Source organism: Alicyclobacillus mali NBRC 102425, assembly GCF_001570745.1.
Classification (GTDB): domain Bacteria; phylum Bacillota; class Bacilli; order Alicyclobacillales; family Alicyclobacillaceae; genus Alicyclobacillus; species Alicyclobacillus mali.
This window is the reverse complement of record NZ_BCSG01000001.1, coordinates 1-21307: the sequence shown is the minus strand read 5'-3', so window position 1 is coordinate 21307 and position 21307 is coordinate 1. Positions and strand designations below refer to the sequence as shown.

Below are 21307 nucleotides of genomic sequence, written 5' to 3'. Positions count from 1 at the left end.
CGTTCATATCTTGCGCAGATGGACCTCCTGTACGCGGTGTTGCGCGCCCTTCCCCAGAATGAGATCCGCCCGGGACTTCGTCGGCGCAATGTTCTCGCGCAAGTTCTTCGCGTTGATCTCCTCCCAGATGCGCAGCGCCGTTGCCACGGCTTCATCATCGGACAAATCCGCGTAACGCCGGAAGTAGGACTTCGGATCTCGGAATGCGGTCTCGCGAAGCTTCAAAAACCGATCGACATACCAGCCGCGGATGAGATCTTCAGGGGCATCCACGTAGATGGAGAAGTCAAAGAAGTCGGAGACAAAAATGGTCATCGGGCGCCCGCTCGAAGACGTGCGCGTCTGAAGCACGTTCAACCCCTCGAGAATCAGGATGTCGGGCTGCTCCACCACGATGCGCTCTCCGCGCACAATGTCATATTCAATGTGCGAGTAAACGGGCGCCTCGGCGCGCGGTTTTCCGGATTTGATGTCCGCCAGAAATCGAATCAAGCGCCGCGTGTCGTAGCTCTCTGGAAAGCCCTTTCTTTGCATCAAGCCTCGACGCTCGAGTTCGGCGTTCGGATAGAGAAAGCCGTCGGTGGTGACGAGATCGACCGTCGGATGGTTGGGCCAGCGCGACAAAAGCGCCTGGATGATGCGTGCAGTCGTGCTCTTGCCGACGGCGACGCTGCCCGCGATGCCGATGATATAGGGCACCTTGCGCGACTGATGGCCCAAAAACGCATGCGTGGCCTCGTACAGGCTCTGGGTCGCGGCCACATACAGGTTGAGGAGCCTGGAGAGGGGCAGATAGACCTCCTCGACCTCCTCCAGTGACACGCGCTCGTTCAAGCCGTGAAGCTGGGCGAGATCGCCCTCGGAGAGAAGGAGCGGCGTGGAGTCGCGCAGTCGGCTCCACTCCTCGCGCGACAGGGTCAAAAAGGGAGACAAGCGCTCGCTGGCCTGTGCCTGATTCTGCATCATTCGCCCCCCGCAATCTGTCTCGAAGCGGATGGATGAGTCCGTCATGAATGCATAAAGCCCGGCCTGTCTCGCCGGGCCAACGACAGTATACAATGTTCAATCAGTCAAAGAAAAGCAAGGCTGTACGGCTGTGCGTGTCAAGTTCACGTAGGGGCCCCCACTGTGTTAGACCGTCATGCGGTGGTGCACAAGCGCCGGTGCCAGCACATGACATTGGCTGTGTAGACCATACAACATGCCACAAGGCGAATCGGTCTCTCATTCGCCTCGCAGCCACGCGGGGCTGAAGTGCATGTGGTACAAACATGCCCCTACAATCCGCTTCCATACCCATGGTGCTGTCAAACTCGATTCGAGCAGAGCACTACAAAAGCTGGAAACCGCCATGCCCCCGGCCACGACTACTGCCCCGTCCATATCCGCTTCAATTCCTCGTAGAAAGTTTGGCTCGTCCCAACGAGCAAAATAAGAACAAAAGGCTCTGTGCCCTCGTCTTCAACGACCGTGTAAGCAATTCGATGTTCGCCGTCCACGTACCGAAACCCGACCGTAAAAAGCCCGCTCAAATCCCCGACTTTATGGCCTCCCTGGTAAGGAGATTCGCAGATGTTCCGCATCGTCTGCCGGTACTTGCGAAGAAGCTTCTTATCATTGATTTTCTTCAACACTTGCTTCGCTCTGGACGATAACTTGTACCGGTATTCACTCATCGCGGTTGATCAACTCTTCCATGAAGGCGTCTCCGTCTGGCTCCGAGCCATCCCGCGCCTCCCTCCGGGCTTCTGCAACGAGTTCCTTGATGGCAGCAAGCATTCCCTCGCGACGGCGCGCAAACTCTCTTTTGAGTTCCTCGCCGGTCAGACCCTCATCAGCCAGATCGTTGATGATTTCCTGCGAAAAGTCGATCGGGTCTTCGGCTCGCACCGGTTCCAAAACCAACCTACCATCCTCGATGTAGGCACGCAGAATGGTCCCCATGTCGAGTTGCTCAAAAAAGTCCTTCGGAATCGTCACTTGCCGCTTACCTGTGATCCGCACGTACTTTTCCACTGCCGTGCGCCCCCTTCCTTGCACACTGACAGCATACGCCGATCTCGTCATGTTTAGACGACCTCCTTGCATCCTTGATTCAAGGATACAGCAACGGATGAACCACATAAAGAAAAAATGTGCGCGGAACATGCGAAAGTTCCGCGCAGGAAAACGACTTCATCAAGTATGCGTAGGAGCTTTCCAACTTCATCATTGTGAAAATCTCCATTCATGGCGTAGAATCTGTCAGTCCCAATTGACCTTCTACGCTCCGTGCAGCCCGACGTCACCCTTCCATCATGCTTCGATACTGCGCCTGCACGAGCTTGTAGTAGTCGCCGCGGCGGCGCATGAGATCGTCGTGCCGGCCGCGCTCGACGATGCGACCGCCGTCAAACACGAGAATCTGATCCGCCTCGCGAATGGTGGACAGCCGGTGCGCGACGACGAACGAAGTACGCCCTTGCAGGAGAACTTTGAGCGCCCGCTGAATGAGGTGCTCCGTGTATGTGTCAATGCTCGCCGTGGCCTCGTCGAGAATGAGGATCCTGGGATCGGCGAGGATGGCGCGCGCAAACGAGATGAGCTGGCGCTGCCCCTGGGACAACCGGGTCCCGCGCTCCTGCACCTCGGTGAAGTAACCGTCCGGGAGGCGGCGGATGAACTCATCCGCGTACACGGCCTTGGCCGCCGCGATGCACTCCTCGTCCGTCGCATTCGGCCGGCCGTAGCGGATGTTGTCCATGAGCGTGCCCGAGAAGAGGAACGTCTCCTGTAGCACCATGCCCATCTGCCGACGAAGGCTGTCGAGTGAAACGGAGCGGAGATCATGTCCGTCGATGCGGATCTCGCCCGAGGTCGGATCGTAGAAGCGGGCGAGCAGATTGACGACCGTAGATTTCCCAGCGCCGGTGTGGCCCACGAGCGCGATGGTCTCCCCCGGACGCGCCACGAACGAGACGTCCTCAATGGCTGGGCGCGCGGGCTGGTAGGCGAAGGTGACGTGACAGAATTCCACGTGCCCCCGGACAGGCGGTAACTCGCGCACGACGCCGCGGTCCGTCACCGTCGGCCGGGTGTCGAGGTATTGAAAAATGCGCTCCGACGACGCCATTGCGACGAGCACCTGGTTGTACAGCTGCCCGAGCTGACTGATGGGCGTCCAAAAGCTGCCCAAGTAGTTCGCGAACGCGACGAGAAGCCCGACGGTAACCACGCCCGTGTGCACGAGATGAACGCCGTACCAGAACAGAAGCGCCGATCCGAGGGCGCCGGTGAGGTCCACCAGCGGGCCAAACGGGATGCTGAACCGCTGCGCTCTCAGAAAAGTCCGCATGTAATCGCGGTTCATTTGCTCGAAGAAGGTCTGATTTTCATCTGCGCGGACGTACGCCTCCGTGACCCGCATGCCCTGAATGGCTTCCGCCAGGTGCGCGTTCAGGCGGCTCAGGCGCAGCCGGACCTGTTGCCAGGCGCGTCGAATTTGCACGGTCAAGCGCAGCGACAGGACGAACATGAACGGCACGACGACCAGCGCGACCGTCGCGAGCCGCCAATTGAGCGAGAACATGATGGCGATGATGCCTATCAACGTGAACACGTTCGTGATCGAATTGATGACGCCGTTCGTGAACAGATCCTGGAGCGAGTTCACGTCGTTCAGGATGCGGACCAGGATGGAGCCCGCGGGGCGCGCGTCGAAAAAGTCGGACGAGAGCCCCTGCACGTGGACGAACAGCTCATCGCGCAGGCGCTGAATGACGCGTTGCCCGAGTCGGTTGGTGAGATCGATCCGGCAGAATGACGCGGCGAAGTTGAGGAGATAGAGCGCGACGAGCGCCGCCGCGTACTCGAACAGCAGGTGGGACTGGCGATTGCCGACGAGCGCGTCGACCGCTCGCCCCACCAGATACGGCGCGAGCAGCGTCACGACGAGATTGCCGCCCGTCGCGAGGAGCGCGAACCCAATCAGCTTCGGATAGGGCCGCATGTAGGAGGCGAGCCGCAGAATGAGCGACAGCTGCAGCTTTTTCTCGAGCGCCTCGTCGTCTCGGTAGATAAACGGCGCGCGAAGGAGCGCCTCGGCGTTACCCTGGACTTCCCGCACTCTTGCCATCTCAACGCTCTCCTTCCGCCTTGCAAGCACTCGCGAACTGGCGCAAAGCCTCGAGATCCCTGAACTGCATGTCGTAGATCTGGCGGTACAGGCCGCCGAGATCGAGCAGTTCCTGGTGTCGGCCCCGCTCGACGATCCGGCCGCCGTCGAGCACGAGGATCTCGTCTGCGTCTTTCACGGCGTTCAGTCGCTGGGCGATGAGAAACGTCGTGGCGCGCCCCATTCGTGCGGCGAGACGCTTCTGAATCACTTCCTCCGTCTCCATGTCGACGGCGCTCGTGGCGTCGTCCAAGATGAGGATACGAGGCTCGGGCACGAGCGCGCGGGCGATGGAAGCGCGCTGGCGCTGGCCGCCGGACAGGCCGAGCCCCCGCTCGCCCACGAGCGTGAGATACCGGTCAGGAAGCCGTTCGATGAACTCGGCCGCGTCCGCCACTTCGCTTGCCTCTTGCACCCGGTCCACGTCCGCGTCGGGGCGGCCGTAGGCGATGTTGGCAAAAAGCGTCGTGGAGAAGAGGAACGCCTCCTGAAAGACGAAGCCCATCTGTCGCCGCAGGGACTCCCGCTTCCAATGGCGCACGTCGACGCCGTCGACGAGGACCGCGCCTTCGTCGACGTCCCGGAAGCGAGGAATCAGCGAGACGAGCGTGGACTTGCCGCTTCCCGTGAGTCCGACAATCGCGAGGGTCTGGCCGGGCCGCGCGGTGAACGTGACATCGCGCAGCACGTATTCGCCACCCAGTTTGACGCTCACGCCGCGAAACTCGACGAGTCCGTCCATCGGGCGGTCCACTTCCTCAAGAGAAGCGTCGAGATCGTCCTCCTGCTCGAGAATCTCGAGGAGGCGGGCGCCGGCGGCGGTGGCTTGGGTCCAGTTGTTCAGGAAGAAGCCGAGCTGCGACATGGGCCAGATCATGTACCAGATGAGCGAGAGAAAGGCGACGAGATCGCCGAGATTCATGTGGCCCGACATCACGAGCCACCCGCCGACGAGGAGAATGAGCACCACGCCGAGATTCCCCGTCAGTTCGATGGCGGGAAAGAAGGTGCGCCACAGCCTGGTCGCGCGGATGTTGGCGTCATAATACGCCTGATTGCGATCCCGGAATTTGTCGATCTCGTGCGCCTCGCGCGCGAACGACTTCACGGTGCGAACGCCCATGAGGCTCTCCTGGACGCCTGAATTGAGCCGACCCAGCGTTTGGCGGATGGCCATAAAGACGGGGCCAATCTTCTTGTCGAAGCGGATGGCCGTCGCTGCGAGCACGGGAATGACGATGGAAAGAAGAAGAGCCAGCCGAACATCGAGCGTGAGCATCATGCCGATGCTGAACACGATCGTAAAGAATAAGTTCAGGAGGTTGTTGATGCCAAACGCAAAAAACATGCGGAAGGCGTCGAGATCGGCCGTGAGGCGAGACATCAGGTCGCCTGTGTGGATCTCGTCGTAAAATCGAAACGGCAGGTGGTTGAGTTTTCGGTACAGCTCGTTGCGCAGATCGAAAGCCGTGCGCGCGCCGAACACCTGCGCCAGGTACGCCTGCGTGAAGTTGCAGATGCCCTTGGCGAGGGACGCGAGGAGGATAGCCCCGGCAAGCGGGAGCAACAGCTCCTCACGATGCCCGAGGATCACGCGATTCACAATGGCCTTTAGGAGATACGGATACGCGAGTTGCAAGAGGGCCGTCAAGACGAGGAAGCCGAGGCTCACCCAAAGGAGCGACAGGTACGGCCGATAAAAGCGAGATAATCGTCGGTACACGCCAGCCAAGTCAGGTCTCTCCCCTTTTCGCGGCCGGAGCCGGATCAGTCGCACGCCAGACATTGAATCACAGTCGGCCGCGAAACGGGATGACGAATCTGGTCATCTTTTTCCGAATGTGGCTGATTGGCAAACACCGCTCGTGAAGACCAGAACCAACACGTCGTTGCCATTTCAAACGGCGGGACTCATGTTCCATCACGTCGCTCGCTGCCGAAATTCCCGCGGCGAGATGCCGTATTTCTGGCGAAAGACGCGGTAGAAATAGGAGTACGAGTGAAAGCCGCATCGGTCGGCGATCTCTTCCAGGTTCAGGTTGCTGAAGCGCATGCGGTCGCACGCCATCTGCAGTCGAACATTCTGCAAATATTGGACGACGGTCTGGCCGTACGCCTCTTTGAAAATGTGCACGACGCGCGAGATGGAGAGCCCGACCGCGTCGGCGATGTTCGAGAGCGACAGGTCTTCCGCCGCGTGCCGCTCGATGTAGGCTCGAATGCGCTCCGCCGCGATGGGGACGGGCGTGGCGCGCTTCGGATCGTAGCCGTATTTGTCGAACGTGAGGCACAGCGCTCGGAGCAAGTAGTCGCAGAGTTCCTCGTCCGGCTTGCCCGGCCGGCGGTATTCTTCGATGAGCTGGCGCCAAAGATACACGCAGTTTTCGTGCAGAGCCAGGCGAAGGTGACGTTTTCGCGCCCGCTCGTTCCACCATCGGTCGACCCACGGGCCATTGCAGAACAGGTATAGATCGGTCGACAGGTGCTCGCCCGGCCGATCCCCCTCATCCGGCTCGATGCGCAGTTCATACGGTTCCCCTGCCGGAAAGAGGAGCAGATCTCCTGCGCTGACCACCATGGACGCGCCGGATGTCGTCACGACGGCGTGGCCGTCGAGCTGCAGGCGAAAGAGATAGCAGTCGAGCCCCTGATGCACCGTCTGAACGAATGGGGTATCGTGCTCCGCAAACCCTGCGCCGAGCAGCCACGCTTCAGGCTCTCGGCTTCCGCGACCTCCTATAGACACGAATCCATTCACTCCCATTGCGAGGCCATGTGCCTATGCGGACCTCATGTTCTTCGTTTCATCCTCTATTAGACATCGGGCCTCGCGTCCACTATACTGAGCAGTGGAATCGAGAGTCCCAGACAATCACAACCAAGCACGCAGTTCTACGGTGCAAGGCGCAAGGAGGCTCATCCGTCGTGAGTGAGACGCAACAGATGCAAGAGACGCTGGATGTGTCGGACATTCTGCTGGATCCGTCCGTTCAACGGTCGTTGAACAACGTGCTCGAACGCTTGCCGCAGATCGCCAAGCTGGTGGAGGCGCTGACAGCCGACGAGCGCACGCTCGAAAGCCTCGCCACCGTCGTCGAGCACTTGCCCCAGCTCGCGAAGTTGGTCTACCTCGTCAGCCGCGTGTCCCAAGCCGTGGAGGACATCGTCACGGACGGCGACTCGCTTGAGGGATTCGGCAAGCTCGCCAAACAGATGGTCGAGCCGGCCGTGGGCCCTGCGAAGAAGGTGCTCGACGCGTACAAGGTGGCCAAGGAGCGCGCGGAGCACGACACCACCACCTACAGCGTGTTCAGCCTGCTGAAGCTGCTCAAGGAACCGGTGGTACAGAAGAATCTCCGCATCGTCTCCGCGATGCTCGAAGAGCTCGGCAAAGACGAGTCCCACGGCCATCATTGAACCTTTGGCGATCGCGTCGGATCGGCAAAGGCGCGATCGCCTCGCTCGATTTCCGGGAGGGACGGCCATGAGCGAATCCCAGCGCAAGTGGACCAAAGAGGAGCTGCGCAAGCGCCTGACGCCGCTCCAGTACGCCGTGACCCAGGAGAACGCGACGGAGCCGCCGTTCCGCAACGAGTACTGGAACCACCACGAGGAAGGTCTCTACGTCGACGTCGTGTCCGGTAAGCCGCTCTTCTCGTCGCGCGACAAGTTCGACTCCGGCTGCGGCTGGCCCAGCTTTACGAAACCGATTGCACAAGACGTGGTGGTGGAACAACCCGATTTCAGCCACGGCATGATCCGCACGGAGGTCCGCAGCCGCGAAGCGGACGCGCACCTGGGGCACGTGTTTCCCGACGGCCCCATCGACAAGGGCGGTCTGCGCTACTGTATCAACTCGGCGGCGCTCCGCTTCATTCCGAAACAGGACCTCGAAAAAGAGGGATACGGCGAATACCTGAAGCTGTTTGAGGACGACGAGGACTGATACCTCCCATGCTGTGGGCCGTCAAACTGGCGGAGAGCCTCGCCTTGCCGCCGGGCCTCTTTGCCACCCTCACGCTTGTCTTGGCCATTCTACTCGCCCGCCATCGCCGCGGCTTCGCCATCGCGTTCGCCGCGGTATCGCTGGCCTTCGCCGCCGCGTGCACCCAAGCCGTCGGCAATTGGCTGCTCATCCCTCTCGAACGCGCTTACGCGCCGCCCGCGCGCCCCACGGGTGACACCATCGTGGTGCTCGGCGCGGGCTTTTCCGCGGCCACGCCGGATTTCGCCGATCCCGCCCTTGACACCGGCACCCTGTACGGCGACTCGGGCGAGCGCGTCCTCGCCGCGGCGGCCCTGTACCGCGAGCTGCACCTGCCCATCGTCCTCTCCGGCGGGCCCCTCATCCGCGCAAACGGGAAATCCTACGCGTTTGCGCTCATCGCCGCGCGATCTCGCCGCACTCGGCGTGCCACAGCGCGACCTGTACGTGGACGCCACGAGCCGGACGACCGAGGAGAACGCCGAACACACGGCCGTCATCCTGCGCAGGCTCCACCGCTTGCGCCCCATTCTCGTCGCATCGGCGGTGCAGATGGCGCGCGCCGTCATGGACTTTCGGCGCGTCGGCATGGCGGTCGAGGCGTACCCGGTCGGCTATGTCGCGAGCTCCGTCCCCACGCCCCTCGCTTACGCGTGGCTGCCATCGCAGGCGGGCCTCGACGAGACCTGCACCGCGCTGCACGAAGACCTCGGCATCCTCGCCGCGCGCCTGCACCTTCACGGCTAGGCGCGCCGTGGTGCGTGCCGCTCAAGTAGCAGGGCGAGATCGCCGTACGCCTCGCGCGTGGCCGCCACGATGCCGCGGGTGAGCGTGTGCGGCTGGTTGAAGCGAAACGGTCGCCCGGCGCCGTCGTGCACCCGGCCGCCTGCCGCCAGGACGAGCGCGACGCCTGCCGCGATATCCCACTCGTGTTTCGGGCCGAGGCTGAACGTGCCATCCGCCTCGCCCGCCGCGACAAGCGCGAGCTTGTACGCGATGGAGCCCACCGCCCGGACGTCGAGAACGCCGGCAAACGGCTCGAACTCGCCGCGATTCATCTCCGACCGGCTGCCGAGAATGGTGAGGCGCTCCCCGCGGATGCGGGAACAGGCCATGGGCGTTCCATTCCGCCATGCGCCGAGGCCCACCGCGCCGAGAAACAGATCCCCCGTCGCGGGATTCACCACCGCACCCGCCACCGGCTCGCCGTCCCGCGCGAGCGCCACCGAGACGGCGTACTCGGGAATGCGGCGGACGAACTCCCGCGTGCCGTCGATGGGATCGACAATCCACACCCAGCTTTTCTCCAGGCGATCCGGCCGATCCTTCGTCTCCTCGGACAGCCAACCGGCCTCGGGAAGCAGCGCGAGGAGCCGCTCTTTCAGAAACGCGTCACAGGCGAGATCGGCCGTGGTGACCGGATCCCGCCTCTCTTCCGGATGCTTGAATTGCGTGTCAAAGCCCTGCCTGGCGATGTCCTCCACCAGGCGGCCTGCCTCCTGCACGACCTCCGCCAGGCCGTCGAGCCATGCCTTGTCCATGCGCCCCTCCGAATCCTTGAGCACCTCGTGCCCAGATCAACACCCGCCTTCCATTATACCGGCGGTGTAAAGCGGGGCGGCGCAGATAGCCGCGTCAGACCCTGTTCTCGACGAACGCCCGGGACGCCTCCCAGAGGCCGTTCAGATACGTGAGGCCGAGCGCGCGATCGTACAAGCCGTAGCCGGGGATGCCCGTCTCGCCCCAGATCATCCGGCCGTGATCCGGCCTCGCCGGGCCCTGGTAGTCGAGCCGCGCGAGGATGGCCACGAGTTCCGCCATGTCGACCGATCCGTCCCGTGACAGGTGGCCGGACTCGTAAAATGATTTCTCGCCGACACGCTGTACGTTTCGCAGGTGGACGAAGTGAAGCCGATTTCGCTCGCCGAGATCGCGCAGGATGGCGGGCAGATCGTTCTCGGCGCTCGCGCCAAGCGAACCCGAGCAGAAGCACACGCCGTTTGCGGGCGAATCGCACATCTCGAACATGCGCACAAACGACGCGTGCCGGCCGATGATGCGAGGGATGCCGATGACGGGCCAGGGCGGATCGTCCGGATGAATGGCCAGGCGAATGCCTACCTCTTCCGCGACGGGCGCGACGGCGCGCAGGAAATAGGCGAGGCTGTCCCAGAGTCCCTCGTCGCCCCGCTCCCTGTACTCGTCCCGCAGCCGGCGCAGTTTCTCGCCGTCCTCGTCGATGTTCCAGACCGGCAGCTTCACCCGCCCGGAGAGGAGCGCCGCTTCGTCCACCTCGTCGTGGAAATACGCGAGCGAGTTCGATCCGTCCGGCAGCGGATAGGCGAGCGAGGTGCGCATCCAGTCGAAGAGCGGCATGAAGTTGTAGCAGACCGTGTCGATCCCGGCCTTCGCGAGCCGCCTGAGCGTCTGTTGATACGCCTCGATGTACCTGTCGCGCGCCGGGCGCCCGAGCTTGATGTCCTCGTGCACCGGCACGCTCTCGATGACGGTCAGGCGAAAGCCGTGTGACTCCACCCGACGCACGAGCTCGCGGATCTCGTCTTCGGGCCACACTTCGCCTGGCGGCACGTGGTAGAGGGCGGAGACGATGCCGACGCACCCTGGAATCTGCCGGATCTTTTCGAGCGTGACGGGATCGTCCGGTCCGTACCAGCGAAAGGAAAGTTGCATCCGCTGATCCTCCCCTCAGCCGCGCACGAGGCGGACCAGGCGCTCCGCCCGCTTCGAGATGGACGCGTAGTCGCGGGCCTCGAGATCCGCCTTCGGGAAGAGCGAGCTGCCGACGCCCACGGCCACCGCGCCCGCGTCGAGGAAGGCGCGCGCGTTGTCCTCGCCCACGCCGCCCGTCACCATGGCCTTAAGATCCTTGAACGGACCGCGGAGATCGCGCAGATAGCCCGGGCCGACGAGGCTGCCAGGGAAGATCTTCACCGCCTGCGCGCCGTGCCGAAGCGCCGCGGCGACCTCCGTCGGCGTGAGCACGCCTGGCACCATTGGGACGCCCCATTCCTTAGCGGCTTTCATCAGGTCGGGATCGAGGTGCGGGGACACGAAGAAGGACGCGCCCGCCTCCTTTGCCGCCTGCATCTGCTCGCGCGTGAACACGGTGCCTGCGCCAAGCAGGACGCGATCGCCTAATGCCTCGCGTGTCCGCCGGATGAGGTCCGCGCCGTCCGGCGCGTCCATGGTCACCTCGATGGCCCGCACCCCGCCGTCGACGAGCGCACGCACCACGTCGAGAAACGTGTCTGACGGCAGACGCCGCAGGACCGCCACAATTTTCTCCTCTTCGAGCATCGATACCACGTTCATCGCTCCACGCCTCCCTGGCCCTCGAGATACGACATGGCCTCGCGCCACGTCGGGTAGCCGTCATAATCCCCTTCGGCGGTCACGGCGCACGCGCCGACGAGCGCCGCCAGCCGAAGCGCCTCCTCGGTGGTCCAGCCCTTCATCCGCCCCGCAATGAATCCCGCGTTGAAACCATCCCCCGCGCCGACCGTGTCCACCACGTTCGAGACGGGCCACGCCGGCACGTGGAGTACGCCGCCCTCCGACAGCCACTCCGCCCCTTCCGCGCCCCGCTTGACGATCACGCCTTCACCAGCAAAGCCCAGGTCCCGGATGGACGCCCAGACCTCCTGAGCGCGTGCCGTGCCAAGCAGCATCTCCGCCTCCGTGTCGCCTAAAAAGAGCCACGTGACCTTCGGCGCGACCTCCGCCAGCAGTGCCCGCCACGCGTCTTCGGGCGCGAGCTTGAGGCGCACGTTGATGTCAAACGAAAACGTTGCACCACATCGCCCCGCCGCCTCCACGAGCGCGTCGCTCGCCGCGCGGGCCGCTTCGCCAATTATCCAGGTGATGCCCGTCCCGTGCACCCAACTGATGTCGCCCGATGCGAGCCATTCCTCGGCTGGATACGTCGCGAACCCTTCCTCGGCCATGGCGGACTGGCTGCGATAGTAGAACACCTCGGTCCGCCCGTCGAGCCCTGCCCACTGCTTGAAGTAGATCCCCGTTGGGCACCGATGGGAGGCCGTGACGAGTCGGTCATCGACGCCCTCCTCGCGCAGCGCACGGCGGATCTGTTCGCCAAACGGATCATCGCCCACCTTCGCCAGATACGCGACGGGGACCTCCAATCGCGCGAGGCCGACCGCGGTGTTCAGCTCCGCGCCGGCACAACCCGTGTGAAAGCGGCGCACCTGGTGCAGTCTCCCGGCGCCATTCGGTACGCAGACCACCAGCGGTTCTCCAAATGTCAAGACGCGTAAGTCGCTCGGTTCTCGCTCCGCCATCTCGCCCCTCCTCGCCGACAGGCTCGACTAGCGCGCCAAGCGGTGCGCACGGCGCGCAACCGCCACGAGCCTGTGCCAGCTCTTGTATACTTGTGTGTTAGAAGATGTGAAAGAATGAGGGCGAGATCGCCCACAAAGCCATTGTAGCATGAACGCGGCAGATGCGGTTCGAATCACGGCAGGTGCCAAAGCGGCCATGGTGCAGGCCGGTTGGCAACACAGACACGCGCGAGACCCGCGGCGCGAGGCGCACCGCTTACGGTCGGCGACGGAGGATTCGCCCCCTTCCGGCTCGCGCGGACCTACGGCTTTCCAGCGCGGCCAGCGAGCCACGCGCGAACGGCGTTCTCCGTTGCCGATGCGAGAAGCGACGTGGCGTTCGCCACGGCCTCGTCCAGCGAGATGGGCCCTGGCGCGATGGAGAACATGGCGGATACGCCGTGCTCGTACATCTGCTCGGCGCCCGGGCCGATGGCCCCGGAGATACAGAACACCGGCACGCCGCGGGCCTTTGCGCGCCGGGCGACGCCAGCCACCGCCTTGCCGCGGGCCGACTGAGCATCCGTGCGTCCCTCGCCCGTCAGGACGAGCGCGGCACGTTCGAGGGCGTGATCGAACCCGACGGCGTCGAGCACGAAATCAATGCCGGACACGCGCGTGGCGCCTAGAAGGTAGAGCGCGAAGCCAAGGCCGCCTGCGGCGCCTGCGCCGGGCAGGTCTGCCGCTTTGCGGCCAAAGGCCGCCTCGCACAATGCCGCGATGTGCGTCAGGGCAGCGTCCAAGTGGCTCACGTCGTGGGTCGAGACGCCCTTCTGCGGCCCGAAGACGGTGGTGGCCCCGTTTTCGCCCGCGAGCGGGTTGTCCACGTCGCACACGGCGAGCATCTCGGCGCCGCGGAGGCGCTCATCGAGGCCAGACACGTCGACGCGCACCACGCGGTGAAACTCCGCCGGCACCGGGGGCACGTCCTGGTCCGCATCATCGAGGAATCGCACGCCGAGCGCCGCGAGCATGCCGACGCCCGCGCCGTTCGTGGCGGATCCCCCGAGCGCCACCGCGATGCGGCGATGCCCCGTCTCGAGCGCGTGCCGGATCATCTCGCCGACGCCAGCGGTCTTGCGGTGCCAGACGTCGACGCCCGAACGGAGGGCCTCCGGCAGGCCGACGGCCTCCGCGCACTCGACGACGGCGGTGCCATCGGGGAGGGCAAGGAAACGGCCTTGCTTAGGTTGGCCGCTCGCGGTCGTGACGACCGCCGATAACCAACGCGCGTTGGTAGAGGTCGCGATCGCATCGAGTGTACCCTCGCCGCCGTCGGCGATGGGGACAAGCGTCAACTGGGCGGATGGATACGCCCGGCTCACGCCCTCGGCCATCGCCTCAGCCACCTCGCGCGCGGTGAGCGAGCCCTTGAAGGAATCGGGGGCGAGCAGGATGTGGGGAGCTTCACCTTTCGCGCCGATGGATGTCATGTGCGTCACCTCAAAGCCCTCCGAATTCGATGAGGTCTACCGCCGAGGTCCTGGTCGTCCCTTGGATCGATCTGCTCCTTTCGACGGAGTCCGAGCGGCAGGAGGCTTATCCCATAGAACCCTTTCCGCATCAATATGTGGGTAAAATTCCTTGATCATCAACTCCATCGTTCCCCCGATTTCTGGCGCCAGGTGCGGAGGCACACTGCTTGCGTTGCCATACAAACGAGGCGGATTCACTGTCTCAAACCAGATCCCTTGTTTCCCATCGGGAGGTTGAATCCGCCTCACGAGCAGAACAGATCCCCGACTCGGCAGGGCCTCTTCTGTTTCGCTCCCGACCGACTCCGCTTGTCTTCGCTTCGCCCGCCCGTAACCGCTCGACTTTTTCCCGCCGACGCCCCACAGGGAAAGGGCGTCCAACAGCCGGTCCCACGACCAGGCGAGCCATTCCTCAGCTTTTTCCTCCTCACAGTCCATTCCGAGCCTGAGGAGAAACGTCGGGCGGTCGAGGCTCAGAAAATGGACTGGGATGGGGTCGTCCATTCCGTGCGGCGTGTCCAGTCCACGGTAATAGGATGGATAATGAATGGTCATGACCTCGAGTCGCAGGGATTTGAGCGCCTCGGGCTTGATGAGCGCATCGTAGAAGATCAACGCGCCCCGGTTCCGTTCCTCGTCGTCTCGTTCAATGGTGCCAAAGAGAAAGCGATGGCCTTCCCCGCCTCGCTGAAATTCCGGATGACGCCCCTGTTGACCGACGACGTCGTGCACAAAATGAGACAAAAGCCCCTTCAATGTGCTGCCCGGGATATAAGGAACCCCGTACACGGGATGGAACATCAGCCCAACCTCGTACACCGACTCGCGGCCGAGGCCCACTGCCACGCGTTCTTCAAACTCGATCTCGCCACTCACATGGCGAGTACGTCCCATGCTGGGCATCGACGCGGCCCGTTGATACACCCGCAGATAGAGATCGCCCTGTTGTGCAGCGTAGAACGCCTTGTGAATTCGTTCATATGCCGAGGCCAGCAAACTCCCGGCATCACCTTGAGGTTCATGCACGCCGGCGAATCCGAATCGCTGAAAGACGAGGCCCGGATTCTCCAACTTGGCCCCTACCGTCTCCCACATGCTCTCTTGCGCCAGAGGGCCTCGAATGTCACGATCACGCATGCGGCTCCTCCTCGTCGCCAAACTGGATTTCGACCATTCGCTTCAACCAGGAGGCCGCCTCCAGCGAGAGGCGCGATACGACGAGATACTCGTGCAGTTTCATCTGTGTAAGCTCATCCGTCTTCAGCTCCTTCATTCCAGTGAAGGGAGACAAAAGAGAGGCCAGATGAGCGAGCATGAGTCCGTGAGCCGTGGGATTGTTGGAGGCCCGGCGAGATCGACTTTCCAAGTAGGCGATGGTCTGAAAGAGACCGGATTGATGCAGCAAAGCTGGCAATCCACGCGCCAATGACGCATATTCGGAACGCACACGAGTGTCGGCCGCTTCACGAACGAGGTTCTTAGCACGTTGCAACCATTGAACCGCGCGCGGTTGCAAATCGGAGTCAAGCACGCTGTGCATTTCAGTCCACCGCCCTCTCAGGCCCAAAGATGAGTAGGGACTGCCCGCAGCCCGTCGTCGCGTTGCCACCTATTTGCGTAACCACCCGCCCGCGAAACGGACTCGCCAAATCGCTCCCTTCCTCGCGCCTCGGGTCATCCACCGACACGAGTCCAACGAGCACGGACTCCGGCGGCAGGGACTCCTCGTACCAAAGCGCCCCTTGGGCAACGGTGCCATTGTCGCCCATTCGAATGTGTGCGTCCACCTGCGTTCCATGCTCAGAAAAGAATTGAAACAGTTGATCATGGACGACGACGAAGCGATCCACGAAGGTCTGACGCCAGTCCTCGTCGTCAAATAGGATTTCCGCAATGCGTCGGCCGATGGACGTTGTAACGTCGCAGTTCTCCGACTTCAGGCAAAAGTCCAGAAGGTACAGGGAAGGTTCCGGATTCGACGGAAACGTGAATGCGAGCTTTGAGCTGTTTGAAACCAACGCCCGATCGGTTTCGACCGCGCGTGACAACGCGGGAATTTCAACACCTGTCAGCGCCATGTCCCGCGCCAGGCGCTGCAGGATGAGGGGGCAAGTCACATACGCATAGGTTCCAATCATGCTCGCGACCGGCAGGCACACCAGGCGGGCATCCGTGAACGTCGCGATGCCCGCCCGCTCCTGCGTGCCGAACACCCGCTGGACCTCTCTCAAACCGTCTTGCTCCGGCGTACCCTTTTGTCGACACTTTCGCTCCCATTCATCGCGAAGGACACCTTTGATGGAGGTGCCCGGCAGGTACGGCCATCCTGTCACCTTTTCCCGCACGACAGGTAGGTCCACAAATCCCGTGCCTTGTCCCGCCCCCACATGGATGGGCGAATACGCATAAACCCAGTACGACTGAATGACGGTCACAGTACATCCTCCCCCCACGCCCAGCGTCCTGCGGCGACAACGCCGAATCCATCGCGAGCGTCCTGCGGATCATCCGCCACGGAAGACCACCATAAATCCAGAGGCCGGATCGGCCGATAGGCGTCCTCGTTCAAGACGGTAAAGAAATATACGCTACCCGCGGGAACACACTTTCGCATGGGTTTCGGACCACGCGGTTCCGCGAGACTCCAACCCGAGACGGGAACAAATCGAGGCACCACGGCCGTTTCGAGCCTGACACGCAGATGAGTGCCCGGCAGTTCCCCCTCCAGGCGGTCATCGAGCCACTTGGGCAACCATCCTCGTGCAAACGGACACGGCGTCAAGAACACCAGGCGAAGCAAGTCGCCGCTGCGGTAAGGCTCGGCGAGCGCCGAGCTGCTGCGCCATTCGCCCGGCACAGGTTGTCTCGCTTCTCGCCACGTCACGCGCGCCAATCCACGTTCCCCACCGAGATGGCCTGGAACATCCGAGCGACTCTGAAAGACGTCCCCGACCTCGTCCGGCAATTCAACCCAGCAGGCGATCCGCTCATCATGTTGGAAGCGGAGGCCGGAGGTAGAGAACAGTCCTCCCGTCTTTCGCTGTCCGCCTTCCATCTGCACGTGCGTGCGCCACTCCACCGCTGGGCCGGATCGGAAATGAAGAGAGCGCTCGCCACTCGCTTGCCCCGCCGTTTCGAAGCCAAGGTATGAAGCCAGAGCTGATGCTGGATCTGCGGTGGATGCCTCGAACCCATTGGATTGGACGTGATCGAACGTCATCCATCGGACATACGCTTCGAGCGACCAAAAAGCGGGGGGCGAGATGGGCTTATCCGCACCAGGCGGACAGGCGAAAGCGCTCAGGTGACTCAGATCCGTCCCCGCGTCGGAGCCCATTCGCTTGGGAATCACAGCGCCCACTTTGATGCCATCGCCCGTCCGCGCCATCCACACGTCCCGCGGGGCGGGAACGAAGAGGTTCGGGAACCCTGATTCTCGCATGACTGCAAGCATGGGGCCCTGCACGGAGATCTGTTTCAAGAGCTCAATGTGGTCGTCCGTAAAAGCGGGCCCGCCCTTGGACATCAAAGAACCCACCAGTGTGCGCACGGCCCCCGCCGTCGTCGGAGGGAGGGGCCATGACAGCGTGCGAAGCGTACGGTTCTCGCCACCGAAAGGCCGTCCGTCCCTGACCACCAAACGGTCGAAGGGCTCAAACATGATCCAACCCGCCCTCACGTGTCCACCTCCTCGCCGGCGCGGATCTCAACGTTCTGCCACGCCTCAGGTTCCGCGTGACTTGCCAACCAGTGACCAAATTTCAACCACGAAGCGCAATCCTGAAGCGCGGCGGTTGCCGCTCCATCCTGCAGAGCCTGCCGCGCGAGGAAACGCGATCGAAACAGTGAGGTGATGTCGTCCATGACGTCGTCGGCAAACCGGCGCTCACCCGCCACCGTCCGGCGAGACAGTGCTCGCCGCAGTTCACCCGCCACGATGTCCTCGTCCGCGGCGCCGCCGTACAGGCGACCAATCTGCTCAAGGACATATCCTGTGGTGTGCGCAATCTCCGACCTCTGATGCCACGCGGCCAGCCGCTCCATGCGCGGCACAGGGTCTTCGTCCCACCGGCACCGAACCCGAATCGGATCGCCGCCCGAACGCGTTTGCACGAGCACGCAGAGCCCATTTCGGTCCGGCTCCTTGGCCTCATGCTCCGCCTGTTGCGCGAGTTGGCGAAGATAACCCAGGTCTTCTCGGCAATATCCAATGGCGATCCCAACAGACAAAGAAGGCTTGTCACTCGCGACGGCGGATGCCACCTTCTCTTCGAAAAGCTTCCGCAGTGCGTCTGCAGCCCGCAGGCAAGTTTCGATGGGCAGAAACGCGAACACGTCGTCGCCTCCCGCGTAGACCGGAACCCCACGGTGTTGGACGATCACGTCCTGCGCCCGCCGCGCGAACTCCGACACGCGATAGCTGAAGTTCGAATGGTCGTCGGGAGTTGTCATTCGGTCGATTTGAACGCCCATCCGATCTCCATCGGCCATCAACACGGCGAGATAGGGCTGAGGCGAACATCCCCGAATCTCTCGCAACCGAGTCACCACGCGCTTTAACTCATCCGCCAGACCGGGATACTGCTCCTGTAACTGCCGGAACTCTTCTTGCTCAAAAAAGCCTTCCAAGAGGGCCTTCCCATCGTATGGGAAGTTTTCGTAATGATCCGGCACATAGACCTCGGATCCGTCGCGGCCCCTCGCGGATGACACCACGTCCAATTCAGGTGCCTCTATGAGGACGCGTTCCAATGTCTCGGAGACCCGCCCGAGTTGCACTCGAAAGCGCTCGTCGGACATGCCCGCCTGAATCCAGCTGTCTACAGCGACGCGCACGACCGATGGGTATGGCCGTTGACCACTCAGACGCTTGATGAGCCCCATCGCGTCGAGGGCTTCCCCGGGTCGGATGCCCATTCTCCGTAGTGCACGTTCGATTAAGGCGTCGTTCGTGGAGATGCGCAGGACCGATTCTCGAACGCCGTCCAAGCTCGATTTCGGCACTCGCGCCCCTTCGTTGGGGTCAAAGTTCCGAAGCATCTTGCGGGCCGCCAGAATGCCTTCAACGCGCCGCCGGTCGCGATCGTATGTATCCGTCATCGGCACCCACGCCGCGTAGAATTCGAGAAAGTCATCGACCTGACGGAAAAAGAGCGCTTCGTCGAACACATCGCGGCGGGATGAAAGCTCCCTTTGCAAGGCTTGAACTGCTGTTTGTGCCGTTTCACGTAACCACGTGGTAGCGGCGTGATGAGCCCGGTCCAGGACACGAACCACGGACTCTCCTTCGAACACGGCCAGGATTTTATTCGCGACAGCCTGAGAGCCGCTCAAGCTCTCCTTATGCGGGAAGATCAGCGTGGCACCGTCTTCCACGAGGCTTGCTGCGACGCACTTGGACACGTCGGATAGCAAATAAGACCCGAACCAGAGATCCCGTGTTCGACGCGCCGCTTGAACGAAATCCTGTACCGGTCCCAGGGCGATGGAAAGCAGATACTTCTGCAAGTACACCACGTCCTTCAAGTAGCGTCGGAACGATAGAGAACCTCAAAACCTTGCTTGCGCAGATGGCGAAGAAAATCGGCCAAGGCGTCGCTCGTCTTCTCGAACCGCACCTCGCCCCCCTCTAGGGCCTTGAAACGGTCTTCCATCGCTGAGAGCGCGGCTGTCGCAGGCACGGTGATCGGAGCCATCGAACCTACTTTTAAAGACATTCGAACAAATCCATGCTCCTGGTGCGATGGCAGCGGGGACTCGAGCCAAACACACATCGGGTAGACGGCGTCGCCGATGCGGACCGGTCTCAAGATGAAAGGACTGGGAAGTCGACCCAACAAAGGATTCCCACTTTTGTCCAGCCTCAGTTCGGCGTTCGGTGTCGACTCACCCTTGAATTGGAATATAACTGGAAGACCAAGCACGGCACGCGGAAACCGTAATGCTCCGTTCTTCGGGTTGCCTCGGCCGCGATGAATGGCCCGGATGACGCTGGCCTCGGGCCACGGCGTCTTCGTGAAGCTACGCGTTGGCCCATTCTTCGGCTGTCTGGGTTGTCGATATTGCCGCAGCGGCTGTAAACAGTCCTCCCACCCGTCCCACACAGCCGTTTCCGACGTGTTTCTCCGCCGATGTGGGTTCGACGGTTTAACCAGTACGGCGCATACGGCAGGCTGACCTGCGGATGGATGCGAACGCAGGTGATCTCGAAGCTCGTCCAAATGACGCGGAACACCCGGGACATCATCGGAAATCAGCGCCCCAAAACCTCTCCGCCAACGCATGCCAAGTCCTCCAAAATGAATCCATCTCCAGAGCGCTTCTAGAACTTCGCGCCCCACCTGGTCTTTGACCGTGTCGCACAAGTGCCGTGCCCACGGATTCCAGACAATCTTCACGTTAAAAGAGCCCATTCCGACTTCGGAGCAGGCACCAGGGGTATCGTTTTGACTCACTTGCAGGGAAAAAGCTGCGTAACCGAGCGATGATGCACCTCCTTTAACGGAGACGCCCATCAGCGACGCCAAGGCCTCAACGACGTTCCCTGCTGATCTGCGCCGCACATCACGATGCTCCCACTCGCGGTTTTGCACTTGCACAGCCAGCAATCCGGCCCTGCTTGAACTCCCCCAAATCGTGGCTTCGCGAATGCGCAATCGTTCGATCGGATCGAGTTCTTCCATGGACGGCAATTTGGGAAGCGAGCGTTTGCGCGCCTCCTCTGCCCGCAATTTATCGATCCACTGATCTAATGGCCCAGATTGAGACACCGTGCGCCACCAGAACCGCAGATGTCCGCGCACTGTCTCCCCGCGCACCGGATGGCTTCTGTCCGCTTTTTGGGAGTGCACGCCCGCACCAATCACTGGTGTGAGAGTACGGATGTGAGCGCTCGTCAGGTAATCCAGTTCTTTCTGCACCAGAGGAAGCTGAATATTCGGCGGCCTCTTCATATATGACCGCCCTCCCGGGGTTTCTTAAAATCCTCAAGATGCCTTACGAATTCTAAAAGTCGATCGCGAAACTTTGTCTCTCGGGTCTTAGGGAGATTTTTCTGAAAAAAACCGTGATTCAATTGGTTTCGATATTGGCTAACAGCGTCAATATCTGCGTTAAACTGGTTTTGAAATGCCGATATGTCAGCTCGTTGCTCTTGCGAAAGTTCGGAGATGATAGCAGAAAATGACTCATTTTCGTCACTTGCTCGTTTCGCTTCGCCGCGTTGTGCGTATGCCAGGTTTTTTAAAGCCTCTCGTTTGTCATGATCGAACACGTTCACACCCGCCAGGATACACGCCTCTGTGATGTATAATTCCCTCATCGTTGTGTATGCTTC

At 62.0% G+C, this 21307-nt stretch carries 21 protein-coding genes and 1 pseudogene; 3 read left to right on the top strand and 19 right to left on the bottom strand.

Annotated elements, in window-relative coordinates; genetic code table 11:
* Positions 1-3: 3 nt before the first annotated feature.
* The 6 genes from coaA to AMA01_RS00080 all read right to left on the bottom strand — a co-directional run bounded on the left by coaA (position 4) and on the right by AMA01_RS00080 (position 6899).
* The gene (coaA, locus tag AMA01_RS00105) at positions 4-963 is read right to left on the bottom strand and encodes a type I pantothenate kinase (RefSeq protein WP_067845478.1); all 960 of its coding nucleotides are present in this window, start codon (positions 961-963) and stop codon (positions 4-6) included.
* Between the two features lie 404 nt (positions 964-1367).
* On the bottom strand, positions 1368-1676 hold the full coding sequence (locus tag AMA01_RS14225; RefSeq protein ID WP_067845472.1) for a type II toxin-antitoxin system RelE/ParE family toxin: 309 nt from the start codon (positions 1674-1676) through the stop codon (positions 1368-1370).
* On the bottom strand, positions 1669-2016 hold the full coding sequence (locus AMA01_RS00095) for an AbrB/MazE/SpoVT family DNA-binding domain-containing protein (protein ID WP_156468390.1): 348 nt from the start codon (positions 2014-2016) through the stop codon (positions 1669-1671). The genes AMA01_RS14225 and AMA01_RS00095 overlap by 8 nt, the downstream gene beginning before the upstream one ends.
* Before the next feature lie 268 nt (positions 2017-2284).
* Positions 2285-4114 carry an ABC transporter ATP-binding protein gene (locus tag AMA01_RS00090; protein WP_067845461.1) on the bottom strand — a complete coding sequence of 610 codons (1830 nt, stop codon included), beginning with the start codon at positions 4112-4114 and terminating at the stop codon, positions 2285-2287.
* Between the two features lies 1 nt (position 4115).
* Positions 4116-5876 carry an ABC transporter ATP-binding protein gene (locus AMA01_RS00085; RefSeq protein ID WP_231862765.1) on the bottom strand — a complete coding sequence of 587 codons (1761 nt, stop codon included), beginning with the start codon at positions 5874-5876 and terminating at the stop codon, positions 4116-4118.
* Between the two features lie 198 nt (positions 5877-6074).
* Entirely contained in the window at positions 6075-6899 is an 825-nt protein-coding gene (locus AMA01_RS00080; protein ID WP_067846068.1) for a helix-turn-helix transcriptional regulator, read from the bottom strand.
* 179 nt (positions 6900-7078) lie between these two features.
* Between AMA01_RS00080 and AMA01_RS00075 the strand changes: the two genes are divergently transcribed.
* Complete coding sequence (locus tag AMA01_RS00075) at positions 7079-7570, top strand: DUF1641 domain-containing protein (protein WP_067845449.1); 492 nt, start codon at positions 7079-7081, stop codon at positions 7568-7570.
* A gap of 67 nt (positions 7571-7637) precedes the next feature.
* The gene (gene msrB / locus AMA01_RS00070) at positions 7638-8099 is read left to right on the top strand and encodes a peptide-methionine (R)-S-oxide reductase MsrB (RefSeq protein ID WP_067845446.1); all 462 of its coding nucleotides are present in this window, start codon (positions 7638-7640) and stop codon (positions 8097-8099) included.
* An 89-nt stretch (positions 8100-8188) separates the two neighbouring features.
* Here msrB and AMA01_RS13985 read toward each other — a convergent pair whose 3' ends face one another.
* The gene (locus tag AMA01_RS13985) at positions 8189-8470 is read right to left on the bottom strand and encodes a hypothetical protein (RefSeq protein WP_231862755.1); all 282 of its coding nucleotides are present in this window, start codon (positions 8468-8470) and stop codon (positions 8189-8191) included.
* 58 nt (positions 8471-8528) lie between these two features.
* On the opposite strand from AMA01_RS13985, the gene AMA01_RS13980 reads away from it, so the two are divergent.
* On the top strand, positions 8529-8885 hold the full coding sequence (locus AMA01_RS13980) for a YdcF family protein (protein WP_231862754.1): 357 nt from the start codon (positions 8529-8531) through the stop codon (positions 8883-8885).
* On the opposite strand, the gene AMA01_RS00060 is transcribed toward AMA01_RS13980, so the two are convergent.
* From AMA01_RS00060 to AMA01_RS00005, 12 genes and pseudogenes are all read right to left on the bottom strand, one after another.
* Positions 8882-9679: a 3'(2'),5'-bisphosphate nucleotidase CysQ gene (locus AMA01_RS00060; protein ID WP_067846065.1), complete on the bottom strand. Its 798-nt coding sequence runs from the start codon at positions 9677-9679 to the stop codon at positions 8882-8884. The two genes, AMA01_RS13980 and AMA01_RS00060, sit on opposite strands and share 4 nt — an antisense overlap.
* A 94-nt stretch (positions 9680-9773) precedes the next feature.
* On the bottom strand, positions 9774-10829 hold the full coding sequence (locus AMA01_RS00055) for a mannonate dehydratase (protein ID WP_067845444.1): 1056 nt from the start codon (positions 10827-10829) through the stop codon (positions 9774-9776).
* 15 nt (positions 10830-10844) lie between these two features.
* Positions 10845-11471: a bifunctional 4-hydroxy-2-oxoglutarate aldolase/2-dehydro-3-deoxy-phosphogluconate aldolase gene (locus tag AMA01_RS00050; RefSeq protein WP_067845441.1), complete on the bottom strand. Its 627-nt coding sequence runs from the start codon at positions 11469-11471 to the stop codon at positions 10845-10847.
* A complete protein-coding gene (locus AMA01_RS00045; protein ID WP_067845438.1) occupies positions 11468-12457 on the bottom strand; it encodes a sugar kinase in 990 nt (329 codons plus the stop codon). The genes AMA01_RS00050 and AMA01_RS00045 overlap by 4 nt, the downstream gene beginning before the upstream one ends.
* A 302-nt stretch (positions 12458-12759) precedes the next feature.
* Complete coding sequence (locus tag AMA01_RS00040) at positions 12760-13929, bottom strand: glycerate kinase (protein WP_067846062.1); 1170 nt, start codon at positions 13927-13929, stop codon at positions 12760-12762.
* 36 nt (positions 13930-13965) lie between these two features.
* A complete protein-coding gene (gene cmr6 / locus AMA01_RS00035) occupies positions 13966-15108 on the bottom strand; it encodes a type III-B CRISPR module RAMP protein Cmr6 (RefSeq protein WP_067845435.1) in 1143 nt (380 codons plus the stop codon).
* The gene (gene cmr5 / locus AMA01_RS00030; protein ID WP_230088332.1) at positions 15101-15511 is read right to left on the bottom strand and encodes a type III-B CRISPR module-associated protein Cmr5; all 411 of its coding nucleotides are present in this window, start codon (positions 15509-15511) and stop codon (positions 15101-15103) included. The genes cmr6 and cmr5 overlap by 8 nt, the downstream gene beginning before the upstream one ends.
* A gap of 1 nt (position 15512) precedes the next feature.
* Positions 15513-16406 (bottom strand): type III-B CRISPR module RAMP protein Cmr4, encoded by an 894-nt coding sequence (gene cmr4, locus AMA01_RS00025; RefSeq protein WP_067845432.1) that lies wholly within the window; start codon positions 16404-16406, stop codon positions 15513-15515.
* The gene (locus tag AMA01_RS00020; RefSeq protein WP_067845429.1) at positions 16403-17650 is read right to left on the bottom strand and encodes a type III-B CRISPR module-associated Cmr3 family protein; all 1248 of its coding nucleotides are present in this window, start codon (positions 17648-17650) and stop codon (positions 16403-16405) included. The genes cmr4 and AMA01_RS00020 overlap by 4 nt, the downstream gene beginning before the upstream one ends.
* Positions 17647-19485 carry a type III-B CRISPR-associated protein Cas10/Cmr2 gene (cas10, locus tag AMA01_RS00015; RefSeq protein WP_231862753.1) on the bottom strand — a complete coding sequence of 613 codons (1839 nt, stop codon included), beginning with the start codon at positions 19483-19485 and terminating at the stop codon, positions 17647-17649. The genes AMA01_RS00020 and cas10 overlap by 4 nt, the downstream gene beginning before the upstream one ends.
* 8 nt (positions 19486-19493) lie before the next feature.
* Entirely contained in the window at positions 19494-20924 is a 1431-nt protein-coding gene (cmr1, locus tag AMA01_RS00010; RefSeq protein ID WP_067845424.1) for a type III-B CRISPR module RAMP protein Cmr1, read from the bottom strand.
* Positions 20921-21307: pseudogene (locus AMA01_RS00005) on the bottom strand (TM1812 family CRISPR-associated protein); the annotation flags it as partial. The gene cmr1 and the pseudogene AMA01_RS00005, both read right to left, overlap by 4 nt.

Coding starts and splice junctions, on each gene's coding strand:
- coaA (WP_067845478.1), bottom strand. CDS start 963: ATGCAGAATCAGGCACAGGCCAGCGAGCGCTTGTCTCCCTTTTTGACC.
- AMA01_RS14225 (WP_067845472.1), bottom strand. CDS start 1,676: ATGAGTGAATACCGGTACAAGTTATCGTCCAGAGCGAAGCAAGTGTTG.
- AMA01_RS00090 (WP_067845461.1), bottom strand. CDS start 4,114: ATGGCAAGAGTGCGGGAAGTCCAGGGTAACGCCGAGGCGCTCCTTCGC.
- msrB (WP_067845446.1), top strand. CDS start 7,638: ATGAGCGAATCCCAGCGCAAGTGGACCAAAGAGGAGCTGCGCAAGCGC.
- AMA01_RS00060 (WP_067846065.1), bottom strand. CDS start 9,679: ATGGACAAGGCATGGCTCGACGGCCTGGCGGAGGTCGTGCAGGAGGCA.
- AMA01_RS00055 (WP_067845444.1), bottom strand. CDS start 10,829: ATGCAACTTTCCTTTCGCTGGTACGGACCGGACGATCCCGTCACGCTC.
- AMA01_RS00050 (WP_067845441.1), bottom strand. CDS start 11,471: ATGAACGTGGTATCGATGCTCGAAGAGGAGAAAATTGTGGCGGTCCTG.
- AMA01_RS00045 (WP_067845438.1), bottom strand. CDS start 12,457: ATGGCGGAGCGAGAACCGAGCGACTTACGCGTCTTGACATTTGGAGAA.
- AMA01_RS00040 (WP_067846062.1), bottom strand. CDS start 13,929: ATGACATCCATCGGCGCGAAAGGTGAAGCTCCCCACATCCTGCTCGCC.
- cmr6 (WP_067845435.1), bottom strand. CDS start 15,108: ATGCGTGATCGTGACATTCGAGGCCCTCTGGCGCAAGAGAGCATGTGG.
- cmr5 (WP_230088332.1), bottom strand. CDS start 15,511: ATGCACAGCGTGCTTGACTCCGATTTGCAACCGCGCGCGGTTCAATGG.
- cmr1 (WP_067845424.1), bottom strand. CDS start 20,924: ATGAAGAGGCCGCCGAATATTCAGCTTCCTCTGGTGCAGAAAGAACTG.